This window comes from Nonomuraea spiralis (assembly GCF_014648435.1).
In the GTDB taxonomy this organism is placed as follows: Bacteria; Actinomycetota; Actinomycetes; order Streptosporangiales; family Streptosporangiaceae; genus Nonomuraea; species Nonomuraea spiralis.
Map to the genome: position 1 here is coordinate 162,976 of NZ_BMRC01000014.1, position 19,501 is coordinate 182,476.

Annotated in this window: 17 protein-coding genes; 5 read left to right on the forward strand and 12 right to left on the reverse strand. The window is 72.1% G+C overall.

All coding sequences use genetic code 11. The annotated features are described in order from the left end of the window. The gene (locus IEZ27_RS31580; RefSeq protein WP_229824525.1) at nt 1-1,335 is read right to left on the reverse strand and encodes an MFS transporter; all 1,335 of its coding nucleotides are present in this window, start codon (nt 1,333-1,335) and stop codon (nt 1-3) included. Between the two features lie 54 nt (nt 1,336-1,389). On the opposite strand from IEZ27_RS31580, the gene IEZ27_RS31585 reads away from it, so the two are divergent. Next, the gene (locus IEZ27_RS31585) at nt 1,390-1,908 is read left to right on the forward strand and encodes a winged helix-turn-helix transcriptional regulator (RefSeq protein ID WP_125639725.1); all 519 of its coding nucleotides are present in this window, start codon (nt 1,390-1,392) and stop codon (nt 1,906-1,908) included. A gap of 34 nt (nt 1,909-1,942) precedes the next feature. Next, nucleotides 1,943-2,563: a pyridoxamine 5'-phosphate oxidase family protein gene (locus tag IEZ27_RS31590; RefSeq protein WP_189650566.1), complete on the forward strand. Its 621-nt coding sequence runs from the start codon at nt 1,943-1,945 to the stop codon at nt 2,561-2,563. Nucleotides 2,564-2,641: 78 nt separating this feature from the next. Here the strand turns inward: IEZ27_RS31590 and IEZ27_RS31595 are convergent, their stop codons facing one another. From IEZ27_RS31595 to IEZ27_RS31605, 3 genes are all read right to left on the reverse strand, one after another. Further along, on the reverse strand, nt 2,642-2,800 hold the full coding sequence (locus IEZ27_RS31595) for a hypothetical protein (protein WP_189650659.1): 159 nt from the start codon (nt 2,798-2,800) through the stop codon (nt 2,642-2,644). 398 nt (nt 2,801-3,198) lie between these two features. Further along, nucleotides 3,199-3,645: a carboxymuconolactone decarboxylase family protein gene (locus IEZ27_RS31600; protein WP_189650567.1), complete on the reverse strand. Its 447-nt coding sequence runs from the start codon at nt 3,643-3,645 to the stop codon at nt 3,199-3,201. A gap of 89 nt (nt 3,646-3,734) precedes the next feature. Next, nucleotides 3,735-4,190, reverse strand: coding sequence for a hypothetical protein (locus IEZ27_RS31605; RefSeq protein ID WP_189650568.1), 456 nt, complete (start codon nt 4,188-4,190; stop codon nt 3,735-3,737). Nucleotides 4,191-4,269: 79 nt separating this feature from the next. On the opposite strand from IEZ27_RS31605, the gene IEZ27_RS31610 reads away from it, so the two are divergent. Both IEZ27_RS31610 and IEZ27_RS31615 read left to right on the forward strand, forming a co-directional pair. Then, on the forward strand, nt 4,270-5,376 hold the full coding sequence (locus IEZ27_RS31610; RefSeq protein WP_189650569.1) for an MFS transporter: 1,107 nt from the start codon (nt 4,270-4,272) through the stop codon (nt 5,374-5,376). Nucleotides 5,377-5,457: 81 nt separating this feature from the next. Next, complete coding sequence (locus IEZ27_RS31615) at nt 5,458-5,709, forward strand: hypothetical protein (protein ID WP_189650570.1); 252 nt, start codon at nt 5,458-5,460, stop codon at nt 5,707-5,709. Between the two features lie 9 nt (nt 5,710-5,718). Here IEZ27_RS31615 and IEZ27_RS31620 read toward each other — a convergent pair whose 3' ends face one another. The 8 genes from IEZ27_RS31620 to IEZ27_RS31655 all read right to left on the reverse strand — a co-directional run bounded on the left by IEZ27_RS31620 (nt 5,719) and on the right by IEZ27_RS31655 (nt 17,715). Then, nucleotides 5,719-6,825, reverse strand: a complete 1,107-nt coding sequence (locus tag IEZ27_RS31620) for a DNA glycosylase AlkZ-like family protein (RefSeq protein ID WP_189650571.1) — start codon at nt 6,823-6,825, stop codon at nt 5,719-5,721. Nucleotides 6,826-6,951: 126 nt separating this feature from the next. Next, nucleotides 6,952-8,646 carry an ABC transporter family substrate-binding protein gene (locus IEZ27_RS31625; protein ID WP_189650572.1) on the reverse strand — a complete coding sequence of 565 codons (1,695 nt, stop codon included), beginning with the start codon at nt 8,644-8,646 and terminating at the stop codon, nt 6,952-6,954. Nucleotides 8,647-8,666: 20 nt separating this feature from the next. Then, on the reverse strand, nt 8,667-10,697 hold the full coding sequence (locus tag IEZ27_RS31630) for an ABC transporter ATP-binding protein (protein ID WP_189650573.1): 2,031 nt from the start codon (nt 10,695-10,697) through the stop codon (nt 8,667-8,669). Then, nucleotides 10,694-11,593 carry an ABC transporter permease gene (locus IEZ27_RS31635; protein WP_189650654.1) on the reverse strand — a complete coding sequence of 300 codons (900 nt, stop codon included), beginning with the start codon at nt 11,591-11,593 and terminating at the stop codon, nt 10,694-10,696. The genes IEZ27_RS31630 and IEZ27_RS31635 overlap by 4 nt, the downstream gene beginning before the upstream one ends. After that, nucleotides 11,593-12,576, reverse strand: coding sequence for an ABC transporter permease (locus IEZ27_RS31640; protein WP_125639749.1), 984 nt, complete (start codon nt 12,574-12,576; stop codon nt 11,593-11,595). The genes IEZ27_RS31635 and IEZ27_RS31640 overlap by 1 nt, the downstream gene beginning before the upstream one ends. A gap of 83 nt (nt 12,577-12,659) precedes the next feature. Beyond that, the gene (locus IEZ27_RS31645; protein WP_189650574.1) at nt 12,660-15,008 is read right to left on the reverse strand and encodes an AAA family ATPase; all 2,349 of its coding nucleotides are present in this window, start codon (nt 15,006-15,008) and stop codon (nt 12,660-12,662) included. Nucleotides 15,009-15,072: 64 nt separating this feature from the next. Next, a complete protein-coding gene (locus IEZ27_RS31650; protein ID WP_189650575.1) occupies nt 15,073-15,969 on the reverse strand; it encodes a haloalkane dehalogenase in 897 nt (298 codons plus the stop codon). A gap of 15 nt (nt 15,970-15,984) precedes the next feature. Further along, nucleotides 15,985-17,715, reverse strand: a complete 1,731-nt coding sequence (locus IEZ27_RS31655; RefSeq protein WP_229824526.1) for a CHAT domain-containing protein — start codon at nt 17,713-17,715, stop codon at nt 15,985-15,987. Nucleotides 17,716-17,970: 255 nt separating this feature from the next. Here IEZ27_RS31655 and IEZ27_RS31660 point away from each other — a divergent pair, with 255 nt between their 5' ends. Then, entirely contained in the window at nt 17,971-19,500 is a 1,530-nt protein-coding gene (locus IEZ27_RS31660) for an MFS transporter (protein WP_189650577.1), read from the forward strand. Nucleotide 19,501: the final 1 nt, after the last annotated feature.

Consider the following 19,501-nt stretch of genomic DNA (forward strand, 5'->3'; position numbering starts at 1 on the left):
TCACGGCCGGGTGAGCAGCGCGGCCAGCGCCGTGGCCGCCGCCAGCACGACGCAGCCCGCCACGGCGACCGTCGTCCCCACGTCCAGGCCGTACGCGCCGACGAGCGCGGCCACGCCGGCCGCGCCTAGCGAGGAGCCGACGTACCGGGCGGTGTTGTTGGCGCCCGAGCCCATGCTGACCCGGTGGGCGGGCACGCTCTCGATCGCCAGGTGGGTGATCGAGGAGTTGATCAGTCCGGAGCCCGCGCCGCTCACCAGCAGCCCGGCCGTGACCAGCGGCAGGTCCAGCGAGCCGCCCATGCCCAGCAGGCCGGCGAACCCGAGCGCGGTCAGGCCGAGGCCGAGGGCCAGGCGGGCGGCGGTGCGCAGGCGTACGAGCCGGGACAGCAGCGACACCACGAACGACGTGCCCGACCACAGGCAGAACAGCAGGCCCGTCTGCAGCGGCGTCAGCCCGTGGGCGGCCTGCAGCACGGTCGGCAGGTAGCTGAGCAGGCCCACGACCGCCGCCCCGACGACCAGCGCCCCACCCGTGGCCACCAGGAACACCGGCCGCCGGAACAGCTCCAGGTCGAGCAGCGGCTCGGCCCGCCGGCGTTCCACCGACACGAACGCCGCCACCAGCGCCACCGCCAGCACGAACGCCCCGACCACGACCGGCCGTCCCCAGCCGGCGCGCCCCTCCGTCACGCCCGCCACCAGCGCCGCCACGCCCAGGCTGAGCAGCACCACACCCGGCACGTCGAACCGGCGGGGCGCAGGGGAGCGCGACTCGGCCAGCAGCCGCGCCGACGCAGCCGCGAGGGCGAGCGCGGCGCCCGACAACACCCAGTACACCGCCCGCCAGCTCGTCGCCGTGGCCAGTACGCCCGAGGCCAGCGGGCCGACGGCGGTGCCCAGGCCGATCATGGCGCCGTAGAGGCTGGTGGCGCGCACCCGCTCGGCGCCCGAGGGGTAGGCGTGGCCGACGATGCCGAGGCTGGCGGCCAGGACGGCCGCGCTCGCCCCGCCCTGCGCCAGCCTGGCCAGCACGAACACCAGGACCGACGTGCTCAGGGCAGCCGCGACCCCGGCGGCGGCCAGTACGGCCGACCCCCACACCAGCACCCGCCGCCGCCCGTGGTCGTCGGCCAGCCCGCCGGAGACCAGCAGCAGCGCCGACAACCCGAGCGAGATGCCGCCCAGCATCCACACCGGTCCCGTCGGCCCCGCGCCCAGGGACGCGGCGGTCTGCGGCAATGTCACCATCGGCACGGTGTAGTTCGTCAGCACCAGCAGCGGCGCCGCCGACGCCACGGCGAGCGTGCCCGGCCGCACCCGGGTCAGTTCGGTCATTGAACTCATTCGTGGACCGTAACACGGTTCGGTGAATGAACTAACATGGGGTCCATGGCACTCGGCAAGAACTACGAAGGCCAGGACTGCTCGCTGGCCAAGGCCCTGGAAGTGATCGGCGAACGGTGGACGCTCCTGGTGGTCCGCGACGCCATGTACGGCGTACGCCGCTTCGGCGACTTCCTGGCCCACCTCGACATCCCCAGGGCCGTCCTGTCCCAGCGGCTCGGCGCGCTGGTCGAGGCCGGGGTCCTGGTCAGGAGCCGCTACCAGGACAACCCGCCCCGCGACGAGTACGTCCTGACCCCGATGGGCCGCGAGTTGTGGGTGCCGCTGCTGGCCATGTCCCAGTGGGGCGAACGCAACCTCGGCGGGGCCGGGCCGCGCCGCCTGTTCCACCACGCGACCTGCGGCGCCCGGCTCGACCCCGTGTCCCGGTGCCCGTCCTGCGGCGCGTACGTCGGGCTGGAGGAGATCGAGGTGCGTCCCGGCCCGGGCCTGGAGGGCAACCGGGACGATCCGGTCAGCGTGGTACTGCGGGGACCCCGCCGCATGCTGACCCCGATCACCTGACAAAATCGGGCGGGAACCCCCGAGAGGAGATCAGATGAGCTGGGCGGAGATCGAGTCCGAGGACGAACTGCGGGAATTGCTGGGCGAGGTCATGCCAAGGGCCGTGACCAAGGAACGGGTCCGGCTGCACCCACGTGACCGCGACTGGCTCGCGGCATCCCCGTTCTGCCTGATCGCCACCTCCGACGAGCAGGGCAATTGCGACGTCTCACCCAAGGGCGACCCGGCCGGATTCGTGCACGTCATCGACGACACCACGATCGCCATCCCCGACCGTCCGGGCAACCGCCGGGCCGACGGGTTCCTCAACGTGTTGAAGAACCCGCACGTGGGGCTGATCTTCGTGATCCCCGGCCGCAACGAGACCCTGCGCGTGAACGGCCGCGCCCGGCTCGTCCGCGAGGCGCCGTTCTTCGACGAGATGATCGTCAAAGGTCATCGGCCGCGGCTCGCCCTGGTGGTGGAGATCGAGCAGATCTTCTTCCACTGCGCCAAGGCGTTCCTGCGCTCGCAGCTCTGGACGCCCGACTCCTGGAACCCCTCGGTCCTGCCCTCGCACGCCAAGCTGATCAAGGAGCTGCAGGTCGTGGAGGAGACGCTGGAGCAGCTGGAGACGTACTACGGCGAGTCGTACGCCAAGAGGCTCTACGGCTGACCGTCCGGCGGGGGGAGGCCGGTCGGGAGCCTTCGGCGCGCGGGCCGGCTACGTGCGGGCCGGCTGTGTGCGGGCCGGCTACGCGGCGGGTGTCGGCCCGCCGGGGAAGCGGATGACGTTCCGGCCGCTGTAGGCCCGTAGGTCGACGACCTTGGGGTCGGCGACCACGGACCTCCTGCGGCGGACGGCCGCGCGGATGTCGCGGATCTTGTGCCTGGCAATCTGCGGTGGTACCACCGCAAGCCTCTTCATGGTGAGCCCCCCCGTGATGTTTCTGTTACCTCTGTGTCTATCGAGACACCCGTAAGTTCGGTGTAAAGGGTAACTAATAGGGCAATTTGCGCCCCGACGGGGTGCGCAGATCCGGCTCGGCCGACGGGTGCGGACGCCTTCTGGACGTCGACTTCAGGACTCTGACCCGCTTCATGGTCCTCCCCCTCCCAGCGCCGCGATCATGCATCGCGCCTGATGGCGGCTCGGCGGGTGGTGGCCACCCGCCTTGCGCGCCAACCTAACCGGGCCTGACAGGTGCGTTCAACGCATTTCCACGGCGACGCCGCTTTCCACGGCGACGCCGCTTTCCACGGCGACGCCGTTTCTACGGACGACGCCGCGCGAGCGCCGGCCGGGCCGCGTCAGGTTCCGGGGACCATGCGGGTGGCCACGCCGACCCGGTTCCAGGCGTTGATCATCGCGATCGACACGACGAGCGCGGCGAGCTGCTTGTCGTCGTAGTGCTCGGCCGCCTGCTGCCACACCTCGTCCGGCACGGCCTCGCCGCGGTCGGCCAGCCGGGTGGCCTCCTCGGTCAGCGCCAGCGCCGCCCGTTCGGCCGGGGTGAAGACCGTGGCCTCCCGCCAGGCCACGACCGACCACAGCCGCTCGTCGCTCTCCCCGGCCTTCTTCATGTCGCCGCTGTGCATGTGCACGCAGTAGCCGCAGCCGTTGATCTGGCTGGCGCGCAGCTTGACCAGCTCGATCGTGGCGTCCGGCAGGTCGCTGTCGTGCATGTACTTCTCCACTGCCAGGAACCCCCGGTACGCCTCCGGGGCGAGCTTGGCGATGTCGATCCGCTGGGTCATGCGATCCTCCTAGGTGTCGGTTCCATGACACAGGACGAGACAGCCCGGCGGGTTGTGACAGCTCCGGAGAGAAGGACGGGATTTCCGGCTCAGCCCCCGCAGTTGCCCCAGGAGTTGCGGCCGCCCCACGCCTCGACTCGGCCGTCCGGGTCGCGCGTCCAGCCCGCGTACTTCACGCACTTCCAGCTGCCGTCGATGTGGCCGGTCTCGGCGTAGAAGCGGTAACGCTGCACGTCCTCGCTCCGGCCGCCGCCGCGGACCTCGATGGAGGCGCCGGTGACCGTACGGCTGCCGCGGTAGGCGGTCTTGATCGCGGCCACGCAGTTCTTGCCGGCGCGCTTGTTGTACATCAGGTAGACGTGCCCGAACACCGCACCCTCGCGGGTCTTCATCGCACGGTGGCCGTCCTGGACCCGGTGGTAGCCCGGACCGCAGACCTGCTCCGGCGACTCGGTGGCCGCAGCGGTGGAGGCGGCGGCCGAGGCGGGGGTGGCGGCGATACCGGCGGCGACCAGACCGGCCGCGATGACCGTTCGTGTCAGCACGATATTCCCTTCGACGGGGGATATTAAGGACGTCGTCGATCTTTACGGAGACTTAACCGTAATTCAAGGGGGTTGGTGAATGCCGCTCATCGCGGTGTCCGCCGTCTGGGCCGTGTTCTGGGGGGCGTGGTCGGCGTTGCTGCCGGCCGTGAAGCTGGAGCTCGGCGTCTCGGCGGCCGAGCTCGGCACGGCGCTGAGCGCCGTGCCGCTCGGAGCCCTGCCCGCGATGGTGCTGACCGGACGGCTGGCGCGCGGGCGCGAGCGCCGGGCCCTGACGGCCGCGACCGCGCTGTTCGGGCTGACCGTGGCGGGGCTCGCCGCGGTCACCGAGCTGTGGCAGCTCGCGGCCGGGCTGCTGTTGCTCGGCGCGGCCAGCGGCGCGCTCGACGTGACACTGAACCTGACCACCGGCCGCGTCGAACGCGAGAGCGGGCGGCGGCTCTTCCAGCCGGTGCACGCGGCCTTCCCCGTCGCGGTCATCGTGGCCGCGCCGCTCGCCGGGCTGGCCCGGTCGCTGGGGATCGGCGTCGGGACCGTGCTCGTGGTCATCGCGCTGCTGGTGGTGGCGACGTCCCTGTCACTGCCGGGCCTGGCGGTCGGACGCGGCCTGCCCGCCGCCTCCGGCGACCCAAGCGAGAGGCGCGCGCTGTGGGGGCTCGCGCTGCTGCTCGGGGCGCTGGCCGCGGGTGTGCTGGTGATCGAGAACGCGGTCGAGCAGTGGTCGGTGCTCCTGCTGGAGGAACACCGGGACGCCGGCCCCCTGACCGCCAGCCTCGCTCCCTCGGTCTACATGGCGGCGCTCACGGCCGGGCGACTGGCCGCCCAGGCGTTGCCCCGGGTGCCGCTGCGCGGGTTGTACCTGGTCGCGGGGGTGGGAGGCGCGGCCGGGATCGGCCTGGCCGGGCTCGGCGGCGGCGTGCCGACGACGTTGGCGGGCTTCGCCCTGACCGGGCTGACGCTCGGGCCATTGGTGCCGGCCCTGCTCAGCCGTTCGGCCGCCGACGACCCCACCGGGACGCTGGTGTGGGGCGTCTCCACGGTCTCCTACACCGGGTTCGTCATCAGCCCGCTGCTGGTGGCGGGCCTGACCGGCCCGTTCGGGCTGCCCGCCGCGCTCGCCGCCCTCGGCCTTCTCGGGCTTCCGCTTATTGCGCGCTTTGCTGTGATCGATGGTGACTCGGCCTGAAAATGGCGGTTCGTTGGGGAAAGGACGCCACGGATCCGGGTATTGCCCGAATTGATTCGGACGTGTGAAGAGGGGATCATCATGGCCGTCTGCGATAACTGCGGCAACGACTACGACATGGCGTTCGAGGTGCGCGCGCAGGGAGCCGTGCACACCTTCGACTGCTTCCAGTGCGCGATCGAGGCCATGGCGCCCATCTGCGAGCACTGCAGCACCAAGGTCATCGGGCACGGCGTGCAGTCGGGCGAGCACTGGTACTGCTGCGCCCACTGCGCCCGCGAGGAGGGCAACAAGGGCATCGTCGACCGGGTGATGGCGACCACCACCGGCTGACCGGCCCCGCTACGCCGCCGCCGGACCCAGCAGCAGGCGCATGCGGGTCAGGGCGCGGTCGAGCGCGTCCTGCGGCACCGGGGCGGCGAGGTCGAGGGTGATGGCGCCGTTCTTCGCCTCCCAGACGCCGGCCACCCGCCCCTCGTGGACCACCACGGGGGAGATCCAGCCCGCCTGACGGCTCACCTTGGGCTTGAGCGACGGCGGGAGGAGCGGCGCGAGGGACCGCGGCGCCCCCAGGATGAACTGGTCGAAGCCCGGCAGCAGGTGGACGTCCGCCGAGGGACGGGCGGCGGCCAGGTCGTCGGCGTGCTCGGCCAGGGCAAGAAGGGTCGTGCCGTCGTCGGCCCTGACCTCCACCAGCTCCGGCGCGAGGGCCTTGACCCACCCCTTGAGCACCGCCTTCTTGGCCACCCCGCCGAACAGCCACGTGTCGAACATCTCCGGCGTGGCTGGCCCGTGGGCCCCCAGGAACGCCCGCAACACCCGTACGCCCGCCTCCTCCTGCGGCGGGAGAGCTTCCGGCCAGCCCGGCACCCACGAACGCGGCGAGGTGAAGGTCACCTTGCCCTCGCGGGGCGGGCCGTAGCACAACTCGCCCAGGCGGCTCAGCGGCTTGAGCAGCGCCCCCCAGCCGGACGTCAGCGCCTCGCGCAGATGGGCTTCGCCGGTCAGCGCGACGACCTCGTCGACCAGCTCCTCCCGCGTCAGCGGCGCGCCTTTGAGCGCTTCGGGCACGGCCTCGATGACGGCCGCGATCTCGGCGGCGGTCACCCCGTGGCCGCGCTGCCAGGACCCCTTCTCCCAGGACCGCAGCGTGGCCAGCGCCGAGCACAGGCCGGCCAGCTCGTCGGCGGGCACCAGATGGAGGGTGCCGCCGCGCATCAGCCAGGTCTTCACCAGGGTGCGGTCGGTCCACAGGGCCCTGTCGATCTCGCCGGGGTCGGGCCGGGCGCTCCTGACCGCCACGGCGAGCTGGGCGGAGGAGGCGACCTGCGCCTGCACCCCGCACAGCCGGCGGGCCACCGACACCGCGTCGGGCCCGTCGGCGCCGGCCACGAACTGCCTGCGCAGCCGCCAGCCGAGGATCTGCGGCCAGGTGAGCTCCAGCATCATGCGTCCACTTCTATCGCCCGCCACCGACACTCCGCCGCCACCGGAGTGCCGAAGCGGGAGACAGGGGAGGATACCGGACAGCATTCGACGGCCGCCTTCCGGCGTTCGCCCACCGCCGGGCCCGGGTCAGCCGGTGAAGCCGATGTCCTCGTAGCGCAGGTCGTAGAAGCCGCGGGCGCCGACGTTGGCCAGGGTCTGCTTGGCCGCCACGTTCTGCGGACGCTGGTAGAGCGGCAGGACGTTGACCAGCTTCCAGATCAGCCCGTCGGCCTCGTTCGTCTGCGTACGGGCCCCCGCCGGGTCGAGGTTCTGGGCCGCCTTGTCCATGGCCTGGTCGATCTCCGCCGAGCCCGTACGCCCGAAGTTGGCGTTCCAGGTCTTCCCGTCCGCCGAGTTCGCATAGATCCCATAGCTGCTCGAAATCGGAAAAGGCGTCCCAATGTAGGCAAATGGCGTTATGTCGAAGTTGCCAGGGATGACGTACTTGGTGAAGAAGTCGTCGCTCGGCACCGCCTTGATCGTGAGCTTCACCCCGATCTGGGCCAGCATGTTCTGGGCCAGCTCACCCTCCGACTTGCTCAACTGCACCCCCGACGGCACGACGAACCGCAGGTCGAGCGGCTTCCCGTTCTTCTGCCTGACGGTCCCGTTCAGCTTCCAGCCGGCCGCGTCCAGCAGTTGCTTGGCGCGTTCGGGGTTGTAGACGCCGAGGTTTCCGGCGTTGTCCAGGTATCCCTCCTGGGTGTTCATGAAGAAGTGGTTGTTCAGCAGCGCGATCGGCCAGTCGAGCCCTTGCAGGTCGGACTGCGCGATGGCCTGCCGGTTGATGCCGAGCTGGACGGCCTGCCGCACGTTCACGTCCTTGAGCAGCTCGCTCGACCCGTTGAAGGTGAAGTGCCGGAAGTCGGGCCCGGCGGCCTGGCGTACGTGCGCCCCCTGGGTGCCCCTGGCCCGCGCGTAGTCGGGCGCCGACGGCCCGACGTCGATGAGGTCGAGCTCGCCGTTGCTGAACGCCCCGATCAGGGAGTCCTGTTCGGAGGCCCGGTAGATGATCTGGTCGAGCTTGGCCCGGTCGCCCCACCAGGTGTCGTCGCGCACGATCGTGATGGTCTTGGCCGTCTGGTCGAAGCCCTTGAACTTGAACGGCCCGGCGGTCATCGGGATCTGGTTCAGCCAGGCGTTGTTGAACGCCTGCGGCGTCTTGTTGGTGGAGGCCGGCAGCAGCGGCCCGAACAACGACTGCCAGTCGCCGAACGGCCGGATGAAGGTGACCTTCACCTCGTAGTCGTCCTTGCCCCGCTCCACCTTCTGGATGTCCTGGTAGCCGGTGGAGGAGACGATGTGGAACTCGGGGTTGCGGCCGTTCAGCGCCTGCCACTGCGCCTGGTAGTCGGCCCAGGTGATGGGCTGCCCGGTCGACCACTTGGCCTTGGGGTTGAGGGTGTAGGTGACGACCTGCTTGGGACTCTGGTCAGTGACCTTGGCGTCGAGCACGTAGTCGCGGTCGACGGAGATCTCCGCCTTCTCGTCGGAGACGAACGGCGAGGGCAGCAGCGCGTTGCTGATCACGGCCGCCATCGCCAGGTTGCCGTCGACGTGGTTGCGGTTCCACTGGGTGGGGAACTCGTTGATGCCCCACCGCAGCGTGCCGCCGTCCTTGACCTTGTCACGCGGCTGCGGGTTGATGTCGAAGGCTCTGATGGTCTTGTGCGTGCCCTCCGGGCTGCTCGTCGAGCCGCCCCCCGAACCGCCGCCGCCGCAGCCCACCAGGGACAGTGAGCCGGTCACCGCGACGGCCACGACAAGACGTGAAGCTTTCATCTGCGCGCATTCCTCCTGATCTAGACGACGTCGCGCCTCTCGGCGTAATGGCAGGCCGCGCCCTGGTCGTCGCCCACCGGCAGCACCTCGGGCTCGACCCGCACGCAGAGCGAGCGTTCGTCGTCGTCGAGCTCCAAACGGAACTTCGGGCACCGGGTACGGAAGCGGCAGCCCGTCGGCGGGTCGGCCGGGCTGGGCAGGTCGCCTTCGAGCAGGATGCGTTCGCGTCGGCGCTCGCGCGCCGGGTCGGGCAGCGGGATCGCCGACAGCAGAGCCTGCGTGTACGGATGCGCCGGAGCCCCGTAGACCGCGTCCACCTGCCCGATCTCGGCGATCCTGCCCAGGTACATGACCGCCACCCGGTCGGCGATGTACCGCACCACGGCCAGGTCGTGCGCCACGAACAGGTACGACAACCCGAGCCTGGCACGCAGCGACCCGAGCAGGTTGATGATGCCAGCCTGGATCGACACGTCGAGCGCGGACACCGGCTCGTCCAGCACCAGCAGCCTGGGCTCCAGCGCCAGCGCCCGGGCGATGCCGATGCGCTGCCGCTGGCCGCCGGAGAAGTCCTGCGGGTAGCGGGCCGCGTGCGCCGGGTCGAGGCCCACCAGCGCGAGCAGTTCGCCGACCCGGCGGCCCGGACGGCGCTCCCCGTGGGTGCGCAGCGGCTCGGCCAGGATGTCGTAGACCGTCATGCGCGGGTCGAGCGAGGCCATCGGGTCCTGGAAGACGACCTGCATGTCCCGCCTGATCTCGGTGCGCCCGGCACTGCCGAGCCGGGCGGTGTCGCGCCCCAGCACGACCACGCGCCCCTCCTGCGGCGGAACCAGCTCCAGGATCTGCGTCAGCGTCGTGGTCTTGCCGCTGCCCGACTCGCCGACCAGGCCCAGGGTCTCGCCCTGCCGGATGTCGAAGCTGACGCCGGCCACCGCGTGCACCGTGCCGACCCGGCGCTTGAACAGCGCCCCCTTGAGCAGCGGATAGTCCTTGACCAGGCCGTCCACCTCCAGGACCGTGCGCTCGCCGCGAACCGGCGGCGCGGCCGGCTCCCCGGCCGCGTGACGGCCGGGGCCCTGGGGGTGCACCTCCTCCCAGCGGATGCACGCCGCCCGGTGGTGAACGCCCACCTCGAACAGCGGCGGCTCGGCCGTGTCGCAGTCGGGGATGTGGAGGGGACAGCGCGGCGCGAACGGGCAGCCCGGCGGCAGCGCCGCGGGGGAGGGCGGGTTCCCGGCGATCGGCATCAGCGGTTGCCGCCCGCCCCGGTCGACCCGCGGGATCGAGGCCAGCAACCCCGCCGTGTACGGCATCCGCATCCGGTAGTAGATGTCGTCGACGTCGCCCACCTCGACCGGACGCCCGGCGTACATGACCAGCACGCGGTCGGCGAACCCGGCCACCACGCCGAGATCGTGGGTGATCATGACGATCGCCGCGCCGGTCTCCCGCTGGGCCTTCTTCAGCACCTCCAGGACCTGCGCCTGGATGGTCACGTCGAGCGCGGTGGTGGGCTCGTCGCAGATGATCACGTCGGGGTCGTTGGCGATGGCCATCGCGATCATCACGCGCTGCCGCATGCCGCCGGAGAACTCGTGCGGGAAGGCCAGCGCCCGTTCGCTCGGCGACGGGATGCCGACCAGCTCCAGCAGCTCGACGGCCTTGACCGCGGCGTTCTCCTTGCTCACCCGCTGGTGGATGCGTACGGCCTCGGCGATCTGGTCGCCCACCCGGTAGACGGGCGTGAGTGCCGACAGCGGGTCCTGGAACACCATCGACACGGTCTTGCCGCGGAAGCGGGTCAGCTCCCGTTCGGAGGCGCCGATCAGCTCCTTGCCGTGCAGGCGTACGGATCCGGTGACCCGGGCCGACGGCGGCAGCAGGCCCATGACCGCCGCCGAGGTGACCGACTTGCCCGATCCGGACTCGCCCACGATGCCCAGCACCTCACCCGGGCCGACGGAGTAGCTGACCCCGCGCACCGCGCGTACGTCGCCGAAGGACACGTGGAGGTCGTTGACCTCCAGGACCGGGTTCGCCTCGGGGCTCATCGCCGGGCCGCCGGGTCGAAGGCGTCGCGCAGCGCGTCGCCGATGAGGTTGACCGCGAGCACGGTCACCACCAGCAGCCCCGCCACGAACCAGAACGTCCACGGGGCGTAGACCGCCGTACGCGAGCCGTCGGCGATCAGCGTGCCGAAGGAGACGTCGGGCGGCTGGATGCCGAACCCGAAGTACGACAGCGAGGTCTCGGTCAGGATGGCGGCGCTGACGTTGAGCGTGGCGTCCACGATGAGCAGCGAGGACAGGTTGGGGATCACGTGCCGGAAGATGATCCGCACCGGCGTCACCCCCATGAAACGGGCGGCCTGGATGTACTCGCGCTCCTTCAGCGAGATCGTCATCCCCCGGACGATCTTCGAGGTCACCATCCACAGGAACAGCGCCAGCATGATCACGAACAGCACCCACTGCCCGGCCCCGAACAGCGGCGACATGATCGCCAGGATCAGGAACGCGGGCAGCACCAGCAGCAGGTCGGTCACCCAGCTCAGCGTCCGGTCGGTCCAGCCCAGGAAGTAGCCGGAGAAGGCCCCCACCACGGCCGCGACCGCCGTCGAGACCAGCGCCGCCAGCAGGCCCACGATCAGCGACTTCTGCATGCCGCGCAGGGTCACCGCGTAGACGTCGGCGCCCGTCTGGAGCGTTCCGAACCAGTGGCGGGCCGAGGGCGGCTGCAGGAACGCCGTGAAGTCCTTGTCGGTGTACGTCCACGGGCTGAACAGCGGCCCCGCGAACGCCAGCAGGAACATCAGCGCCAGCACCGCGAACCCGATGATCCCCTGCGCCGAGTGGAAGAAGCGCGCGGCCACCACCTGCAACCGCGACGGCGCCCGGCCCAGGTCGGTGGTCAGCTCCTCGGCCAGCTCCTCGTCCGAGAGCGTCATCACGCCCGCACCCTCGGGTCGAGCGCGGCGTGCACCAGGTCGGAGGCGAGCGCCGCGCACAACACGGCCACGGCGGCGAGGAAGGAGATCGCGGCCACGGTGTTGACGTCGTTGGTGAAGATCGAGTTGATCAGCTGCTCGCCCAGCCCGTGCCAGCCGAAGATCTTCTCGGTGAAGGTGGCCCCGGTCAGCAGGCTGCCGAACGTGAAGGCGAAGTAGGTGGCCACCGGGATCAGCGCGGTGCGCAGCGCGTGGCGGGTGAGCGCCTTGCGCCTGCTCAGCCCCTTGGCCCTGGCCGTACGGACGAAGTCGGCGCCGAGCACGTCGAGCATCATGTTGCGCTGGTAGCGGCTGAAGACCGCGATCAGGCCCACGGACAACGAGATCGTCGGCAGCACCAGGTGTTGCAGCCGGTCGAGCACGTGACCCCAGAACCCGGTCTGCAGGCCGTCGCTGTACTCGCCGCTCACCAGCAGCACCTGGCGGCCGAAGACGTTGTCGTTGGCCCAGGTGCCGGCCAGGATCAGCATGTTGGCCAGCACCACGACGGGCACCGCGAGCACCACGAACGACAGGCCGGTCGAGAGCCGGTCGAACCAGCCGTACTGCCTGACCGCCGCGTACGCGCCCAGCAGCACCCCGAGCAGGCTCCCGAACAGCAGCCCCAGGATGACCAGCCGGAACGTGACCCCCATCCGGCGTTTGAGGTCCTCGTTGACCGGCGAGCCGGTGACGGTCTTGCCGAAGTCGCCGTGCAGCACGCCCGAGGCCCAGGTGGCGTAGCGCTGCAGCAGCGGGGTCTTGTCGTTGAGGTTGAGCGCGGTGAGCTGGGCGTCGACGACGGCGGGCGGCGGCTTGGGGGTGCGGTCGGCGTAGTTGGAGCGCGGGTCGAGCGCCCCGGCCGCCAGCAGGTACGCCAGGCTCGCGGCCACGGCGACCAGCACCACGTAGTTGAGCAGCCTGCGGGCCAGGAACCCCGCCATCGTCCCCCTCCCGGACGCACACGATAGGTAGTCATACTGCTACAGGCAGCAGCATCGTGGCGCGGGGAAATGCCAAAGAGGGGTTAACGTCCGGAAAGTTCGTCCACGGCGGTGCGCACGTCGTCGCTGGTGATCGTGGTGAGGTCGGCGGCGGTGGCCGCCCCGCCGCCCGCCGCCTGGGCCGCCAGGCGTACGTCGCGGCGCATCGCGGCCCGCTCGAACAGCGACCGGGCGAAGCGGCCGTTGCCCAGCCCGTCGATCAGCCGTTCCTCGCACACCCAGGCGAACACCTCGTCGAGGTCGCGCTGGGCCTGCTCGTCGAAGGTGTCGCCGGCCTTCTCCGCCAGCAGCACCGCGATCTGCGACAACTCGCGCGGGGCGTAGCTGGGGAAGGCCACACGCTGGTTGAACCGGCTGGCCAGGCCGGGGTTGGTGGCCAGGAAGGAGTCCATCTCGCGGGGGTAGCCGGCCAGCACGACGACCAGGCGGTCGCGGTCGTCCTCGGCCCGTTTGAGCAGGGTCTGCACGGCCTCGGAGCCGAAGGCGTCGCCGCCCGCGTAGCCGGGGTTGACCAGGCTGTAGGCCTCGTCGATGAACAACACGCCGCCGAGGGCCCGGTCGACCAGCTCGTTGGTCTTGATCGCGGTCGCGCCGAGGTGCTGGCCGACCAGGTCGGCCCGGTGGGCCTCGACCACGTCGGGCCTGGCCAGCAGGCCGAGCGCGGCGAAGACCCGGCCGAGCACCCGCGCGACGGTGGTCTTGCCGGTGCCGGGCGGCCCGGCGAAGACGAAGTGGCGCATCTGCGGCGGTGTGGGCAGCCCACGCTCCTGCCGCATCCGGGCCACCTGGAGCTGGGCGGCGATGGCGTGCACCTGGCGTTTGACCGGTTCGAGGCCGGCCATCCTGTCGAGGTCGGCCAGCGCCTCCTCCAGCGTGGGGGTGGCCACGTAGCCGCGGAAGCGGGCGGTCAGCTCCTCGAACGCCTTGGTCACGTCGGGCGTGGCGGTGGTCACCAGGTCCTGCGTGGTCGGGGTGCCGCCGGCGCCCACGACCCGGACGTCCCTGGCCTGCGCGGCGGCCTCGACCAGCGTGCGGACGAACCGGGCGTTGCCCAGCTCGTCGACCAGGCCGCGCCGCTGGACGTCGTCGTAGAGGCCGAGCAGTGCTCGTTTGGTGTCGGGGCCCATCGTGTCGCCCCTGCGCCGCTGGAGCACCTCGGTGATCTCGGCCAGCTCGGCGGCGGAGTAGCTGGGGAAGCGCACCCGGGTGGCGAACCTGCTGGCCAGGCCCGGGTTGCTGGACAGGAACGAGGCCATCTCCTGCTCGTAGCCGGCCAGGATGATGATCAGGCGGTCGCGGTCGTCCTCGGCCCGTTTGAGCAGGGTCTGCACGGCCTCGGCGCCGAACCTGTCGGGCTGGCCGTCGGAGGAGTTGACCAGGCTGTAGGCCTCGTCGATGAACAACACGCCGCCGAGCGCCCGGTCGACCAGCTCGTTGGTCTTGATCGCGGTCGCGCCCAGGAACTCGCCCACCAGGTCGGCCCGCTGGGCCTCGACCACGTAGGGCGTCTCCAGCAGGCCGAACGCGTAGAAGATCTTGGCCAGCGCGCGGGCCACGCTGGTCTTGCCGGTGCCGGGGGGGCCGACGAACACGAAATGCCTGGTCGGACGCCCGGCGGTGTAGCCGGCCTCGGCGCGCAGCCGGGTGGCCTCGATGGAGGCGGCGATCGAGCGCACCTGCTCCTTGACGGGCGCCAGCCCGATCATGCCCTCCAGCTCGGCCAGCGCGTCCTCGACGGAGATCTGCGGCGGCGCCCCCGCCTTGTCGGACTGCTGCTCCGGCTTGCTCTCGCGGCCCCGTACGCGGACCTGCTGCTCCTCGACGGTCAGCTCGGCCCTGGCCCGGCGCGCCTGGAGGAACCGGTAGACGAGGACGACGGCGGCCACCAGGCAGGCGCCCCAGAGCGCGATCGTCGCCGACAGGGGGGAGAGCGCGGCGGCCACCACCCCCGCCGGTACGAGCGCCGCCAGCGTGGTCACCCAAGGCGTGACCCAGCGGATGAGATGGGCGGCGGCGGCGACCGGCAGGGCGAGCCCGAGCATCGCGTGCACCGCCAGGGAACCGGCCGGGAAGAGCCCGGAGAACAGCGGCAGCGCCAGCACGGCCCAGCCGGCCACGACCAGCGCGGTCGCCGCGGCCCGCGGGAAGCGCATGGTCAGCGCCACGAAGGCGAGCGCCAGCAGCACAAGAGGGAACGTCTTCAGCAGATCCCAGCCGAGCGCCGCCCCCACCCCCATGGCGGCCACGAGCAGCACGGCGTAGAGCACCCGGCGCACAGCCGGGGGAATCTGGAAATAACGCAGCCGCACCTGCTCGAACAGATCCCGCGCCGCGGCCCGCCCCGCGGCCTGGGCCCTGTCGGACTCACGCATCACGCCTCCCCGGTCCGCCCCCGGTTATACCGCACCGGACCGACGATTGGGCGGGCCTGACACGCTAGGCGGAGGTCACGAAAAGGGCGATCTGACGTCCGAGTTCGGTCCCGGCGTCCTCCTGGAGGAAATGGCCGGCGCCGGCGATCACGGGATGGGACAGCCCGGCCGTGCCCGCGATCGCCTTGAGCATGACGGGCGCCATGCCGCCGGTGATGGGGTCTCCGTCGGAGAAGGCCACCAGGAACGGCCGGTCGAGCGTCGTGAGGATCTGCCAGGCAGCGCGGTTGGCGGGCGCGGCGGGGTCGTCGGGCGTGGTCGGCACGAGTCCGGGCAGGGCGCGCGGCCCCGCCTTGTACGACTCGTCCGGGAACGGCGCGTCGTAGGCCGCGCGTACCTCGTCGCCGAGCCGGGTCCGGCAGCCCGCCTGGACGAACCGGGCGATGTCCAGCGTGGGGGCGCCGGTGACGGCGTCCTTGAAGCGGTGCCAGACCTCGGGCATGGGAATGTCACCCGTGGGCAAGCCCGTGTTGGCGGCCACGATCCTGGCGACGCGCCCCGGATGCTCGGCGGCGATCCGCAGCCCGATCAGGCCGCCCCAGTCCTGGCCGACGACGGTGACGCCGTTCAGGCCGAGGGCGTCGAACAGCAGCGCGCGGGTCCACTCGACGTGCCGGGCGTAGGTGTGGTCGGCCGGGTCGGCCGGTTTGTCGGAGCGGCCGAAGCCGATGAGGTCGGGGGCGATCGCGCGCAGCCCGGCCGCGGCCAGCTCGGGCATGACGTGGCGGTAGAGGAAGGACCAGCTCGGCTCGCCGTGCAGCAGGACGACCGGCTCGCCGTCCTTCGGGCCCGCCTCGACGTAGGCCATGCGCGGGCCGTCGGGCAGGTCGGCGTACCGGGGCTCGTAGGGGAAGCCGGGCAGGCCGGCGAAGCGGTCTTCGGGGGTGCGCAGAGTCCGCATAGAACAAAACTCTAGTCAGCGTCGCTGGTGACGTCCGGGGAACTCGCCGACGAGCACCTGTTTGGGGGTGATGCGCAGCACGTCCGGGCCGGCCCTGGCGATGCCGCGCACCTCGACCCAGAACCGGCGTTGCAGCGGGTCGGCCGCGAACACCGCGACCCGGGGGTCGGCCTCGACGGCCTCCCACACCCGGGGTTCGGCGATCAGCCGCAACTCGCCCGAGGAGGTGAGGGAGCCGGCCGCGCCGACGACCCGCGGGCCCATGGAGTCGCCGTAGGACAGCACGAGGCTCCTGGCGTAGGCGAACGCCTGGCGTACCTCGGAGGTCAGCGCCACCGAGGGCGCGCCGCCCATGGGCAGGTCGCACATGACGAGGGAGGCCCGCCAGGGTCCCGGCGCGCCGTGCCACCACGCGCGCAGGGCGCGTACCGCGAACACCGCCACCGCCGCGCCGAGCGCGCCCAGGCCCGCCCGCCATCCCCACGCCGACCCCAGCGCGCCGCCCGCGGCGCAGCCCAGCGCGGCCAGCGACACCAGCGCTCCCGCGGCCAGTAGTCCGGCGTCGCCCCTCCGCCGGGCGCGCAGGCAGGCCCGCACCATCGGGTACGGCACCGCCACCGCCGCCACCGCGGCCCGCGGCTCGACCGCCAGAGCCCCGGCCGCCAGCGCCACCAGCACCGACCACGTCCTGATGAGCACGATCCACAACGTCACCCCGGTGTCGCGCGCCGCCGTGCGCTCCCCGGGTACGGCCCCCAGCTCGGCCAGGGCCGACATCGGCCGCCCCCGCCACGCCTCCGCCAGCACCCGTACGACCGCCAGCGCCGGCCACCCCAGGACCACGATCCCGGCCAGCCCCGCCCAGACCGGGTCGAGCCAGGACGGCGTCGCGGGCACAGCGCCCAACAGCAGCCAGGCGGCGAACGCCGGCACCGACAACCCGGCCGACAACACGGCCGCGCCCAGCCAGGGATCGCGCCCCGCCATCGCCGGCACGTACGCCCAGACGCCCACCCGCCGCGCCTGCCGCACCGTCAGGGGCACCAGCGCGGCCAGCGCGCCGATCCCGCACACCTGGGCCCACACCCCCGCCTCAAGCGCCGGCGCGGCCGCCGTGACGGCGATCGTGGCCAGGGCGAGCAACAACCGGGTCTGGCGCGCCCACACCTCCAGCGCCCGCCGGGCCCGTCCCGTCTGGCGGGGATCGACCGGCCAGGCGGGGTCGTGGTGCGGACGCGGCCGGTCCCAGCGCAGCAGGGTCAGGGCCAGGTTCACGCGGGCCTGCGGATGGCCGGGATCGCGGGCGAGCGCGGCGCGGTAGGCCCGCTCGGCGTCCGGGTGGTCCCCGCGCAGCAGCGCCAGGTCCCCGAGCAGGACCTCCGGGTCGGGCTCCTCGGGGGCGAACCGGGCGGCCAGGACGGCGTCGGCGACCGCCCCCGCCCAGCGGCCGGGGATCCGGCGGGAGATCGCGGCCAGGCGCAGGCGGGCCGACCAGGAGCCGGGCGCGAGGTCCACCGCGCGCTCGGCGGGGGGCAGGGCGTCGGCGTCGCGTCCCTGCCGCTCGTGGGCCAGGCTGATGAGGCGGTGGGCCCATTCGTCGGCCGGGTCGAGGTCGGCCGCCCGGCGCGCGGCCTCCAGCGCCGACTCGGGACGGCCGGCGTTCAGCCTGGTCAGCGCCTCGGCGCACCACTCGCGTGAGGACTTATCGGAAATATCGTCTTTCCCGGCACTGCCATCGATCCCCACGGCTTCCATGATCTGGTGGCGGGGGAGCGTTGGGTAGATCCCGACATATGGCTGTATCTCTCTAGAGAGGTATGGCGGGTCGTGGATGCGCCGATACCGCTATCCCCGGCGCCTGGCATGGCTTAAGCTGCCACGCAAGCCGGAGTGGAGAGCCGCGGCAGGAGAGGGCAGGAGATCGCCCCCCGCGAGTTTCGCCGCTTTCGACCATTTTGCACGTGCGGGCCCTGGTGACCGGATCGGCCTGCGAGGAGGCCCATGACCGTCACACAGGCCGCACCCCTCGTACGGCGTGCCGGCCGCGAACCCCGGGACAACCGCTGGGCCGTCCTCGTCCTGCTCTGCCTGAGCCTGCTCCTGATCACGGTCGACGCCACCGTCCTGCACATCGCGGTGCCCGCGCTCACGGCCGCGCTGGAGCCGTCCGCCGTGCAGCTGCTGTGGATCATCGACATCTACTCGCTCGTCGTCGCGCCGCTGCTCATCGTGTTCGGCACGCTCGGCGACCGTTACGGGCGCAAGCGGCTGGTCCTGGGCGGCTTCGTGCTGTTCGGCCTGGCCTCGGCGGGGGCGGCGTTCGCGCCCACCCCGCTGACCCTGATCATGGCCAGGGCGCTGCTCGGCGTCGGGGGGGCCATGATCATGCCGGCCACGCTCTCGCTGATCCGCCAGGTGTTCACCGACCGGCGCGAGCGGGCCGTCGCGCTCGGCGTCTGGAGCGCGGTCGCCGCGGCCGGCGCGGCGGTCGGCCCGCTGATCGGCGGCGTGCTCGTCGGCGTCTGGTGGGGCGCGGTCTTCCTGATCAACGTGCCGATCCTGCTGGTGCTGCTGCCCGCGGCCGTACGGCTGCTGCCGGAGTCGCCGCGGCGTACGGAACGCCCTTGGGACTCCCCGAGCGCCGTGTTGTCGGTGCTCGGCATCCTCGCCCTGGCCTTCGGGCTGAAGGAGGCCGGGTCGGGGAGCCTGCTGCCGTTCTGGGCCTCGGTGCTGGTGTTCCTCGGCGGGGCCGGGCTGCTGGTCGCGTTCGTACGCCGCCAGTCCCGCCTGACGGCGCCCCTGCTGGAGCTCGGGCTGTTCCGGCGGCGGGAGTTCACCACCGGCGTGGCCGGCGTGCTGCTGGGCGTGTTCGCGCTGGTCGGCCTCCAGCTCATGCTGGCCCAATACCTGCAGCTCGTGCTGGGCGACAGCCCGCTGCGCGCGGCGGTCAGGATGTTGCCCCTGGTGTTGTCGGCCGTCACCGGCGGGCTGGCGGCGGCCCACATCCTGCCCAGGATCGGCATGCGCGCCACCATGAGCGGCGGGCTCGGGCTGGTCGCGCTGGCCCTGACGCCCACGCTGAGCTGGGGCGTCGAGGGCCATCCCGTCATGCTGGCGGTCTGCTTCGTGGGCATCGGGTTCGGCGTGCAGGTGGCGCTGCTGGCCGCCTCCGACACGATCATGTCCACGGTCCCGGAGTCCCGCGCGGGCGGGGCCGCGGCCATCGAGGAGACCGCGTACGAGCTGGGCGCGGGCCTCGGCGTCGCCGTGCTCGGCACGATCACCACGATCGCCTACGCGCCCGCGCTGCCCGCCGTGCCCGGCGTGTCCGCCGGCGGCATGGACCAGGCCAGGCAGTCGCTAGCCGGAGCCGCCCACGTCGCCCGCGAGATCGGCGGCAGCACCGGCGGCGCGCTGCTCGACGCCGCCCGCTGGGCGTTCGTCAACGCGCTGCACACGACCGTGGTCGTCAGCGTCGTCCTGCTCAGCCTGACCGCCGTTGCCGTGGCCGTGCTGCTCGGCCGTGATTGAG

Coding starts and splice junctions, on each gene's coding strand:
- IEZ27_RS31580 (WP_229824525.1), bottom strand. CDS start 1,335: ATGACCGAACTGACCCGGGTGCGGCCGGGCACGCTCGCCGTGGCGTCG.
- IEZ27_RS31640 (WP_125639749.1), bottom strand. CDS start 12,576: ATGGCGGGGTTCCTGGCCCGCAGGCTGCTCAACTACGTGGTGCTGGTC.
- IEZ27_RS31615 (WP_189650570.1), top strand. CDS start 5,458: ATGGCCGTCTGCGATAACTGCGGCAACGACTACGACATGGCGTTCGAG.
- IEZ27_RS31610 (WP_189650569.1), top strand. CDS start 4,270: ATGCCGCTCATCGCGGTGTCCGCCGTCTGGGCCGTGTTCTGGGGGGCG.
- IEZ27_RS31625 (WP_189650572.1), bottom strand. CDS start 8,646: ATGAAAGCTTCACGTCTTGTCGTGGCCGTCGCGGTGACCGGCTCACTG.
- IEZ27_RS31635 (WP_189650654.1), bottom strand. CDS start 11,593: ATGACGCTCTCGGACGAGGAGCTGGCCGAGGAGCTGACCACCGACCTG.
- IEZ27_RS31630 (WP_189650573.1), bottom strand. CDS start 10,697: ATGAGCCCCGAGGCGAACCCGGTCCTGGAGGTCAACGACCTCCACGTG.
- IEZ27_RS31620 (WP_189650571.1), bottom strand. CDS start 6,825: ATGATGCTGGAGCTCACCTGGCCGCAGATCCTCGGCTGGCGGCTGCGC.
- IEZ27_RS31650 (WP_189650575.1), bottom strand. CDS start 15,969: ATGCGGACTCTGCGCACCCCCGAAGACCGCTTCGCCGGCCTGCCCGGC.
- IEZ27_RS31585 (WP_125639725.1), top strand. CDS start 1,390: ATGGCACTCGGCAAGAACTACGAAGGCCAGGACTGCTCGCTGGCCAAG.
- IEZ27_RS31645 (WP_189650574.1), bottom strand. CDS start 15,008: ATGCGTGAGTCCGACAGGGCCCAGGCCGCGGGGCGGGCCGCGGCGCGG.
- IEZ27_RS31660 (WP_189650577.1), top strand. CDS start 17,971: ATGACCGTCACACAGGCCGCACCCCTCGTACGGCGTGCCGGCCGCGAA.
- IEZ27_RS31600 (WP_189650567.1), bottom strand. CDS start 3,645: ATGACCCAGCGGATCGACATCGCCAAGCTCGCCCCGGAGGCGTACCGG.
- IEZ27_RS31590 (WP_189650566.1), top strand. CDS start 1,943: ATGAGCTGGGCGGAGATCGAGTCCGAGGACGAACTGCGGGAATTGCTG.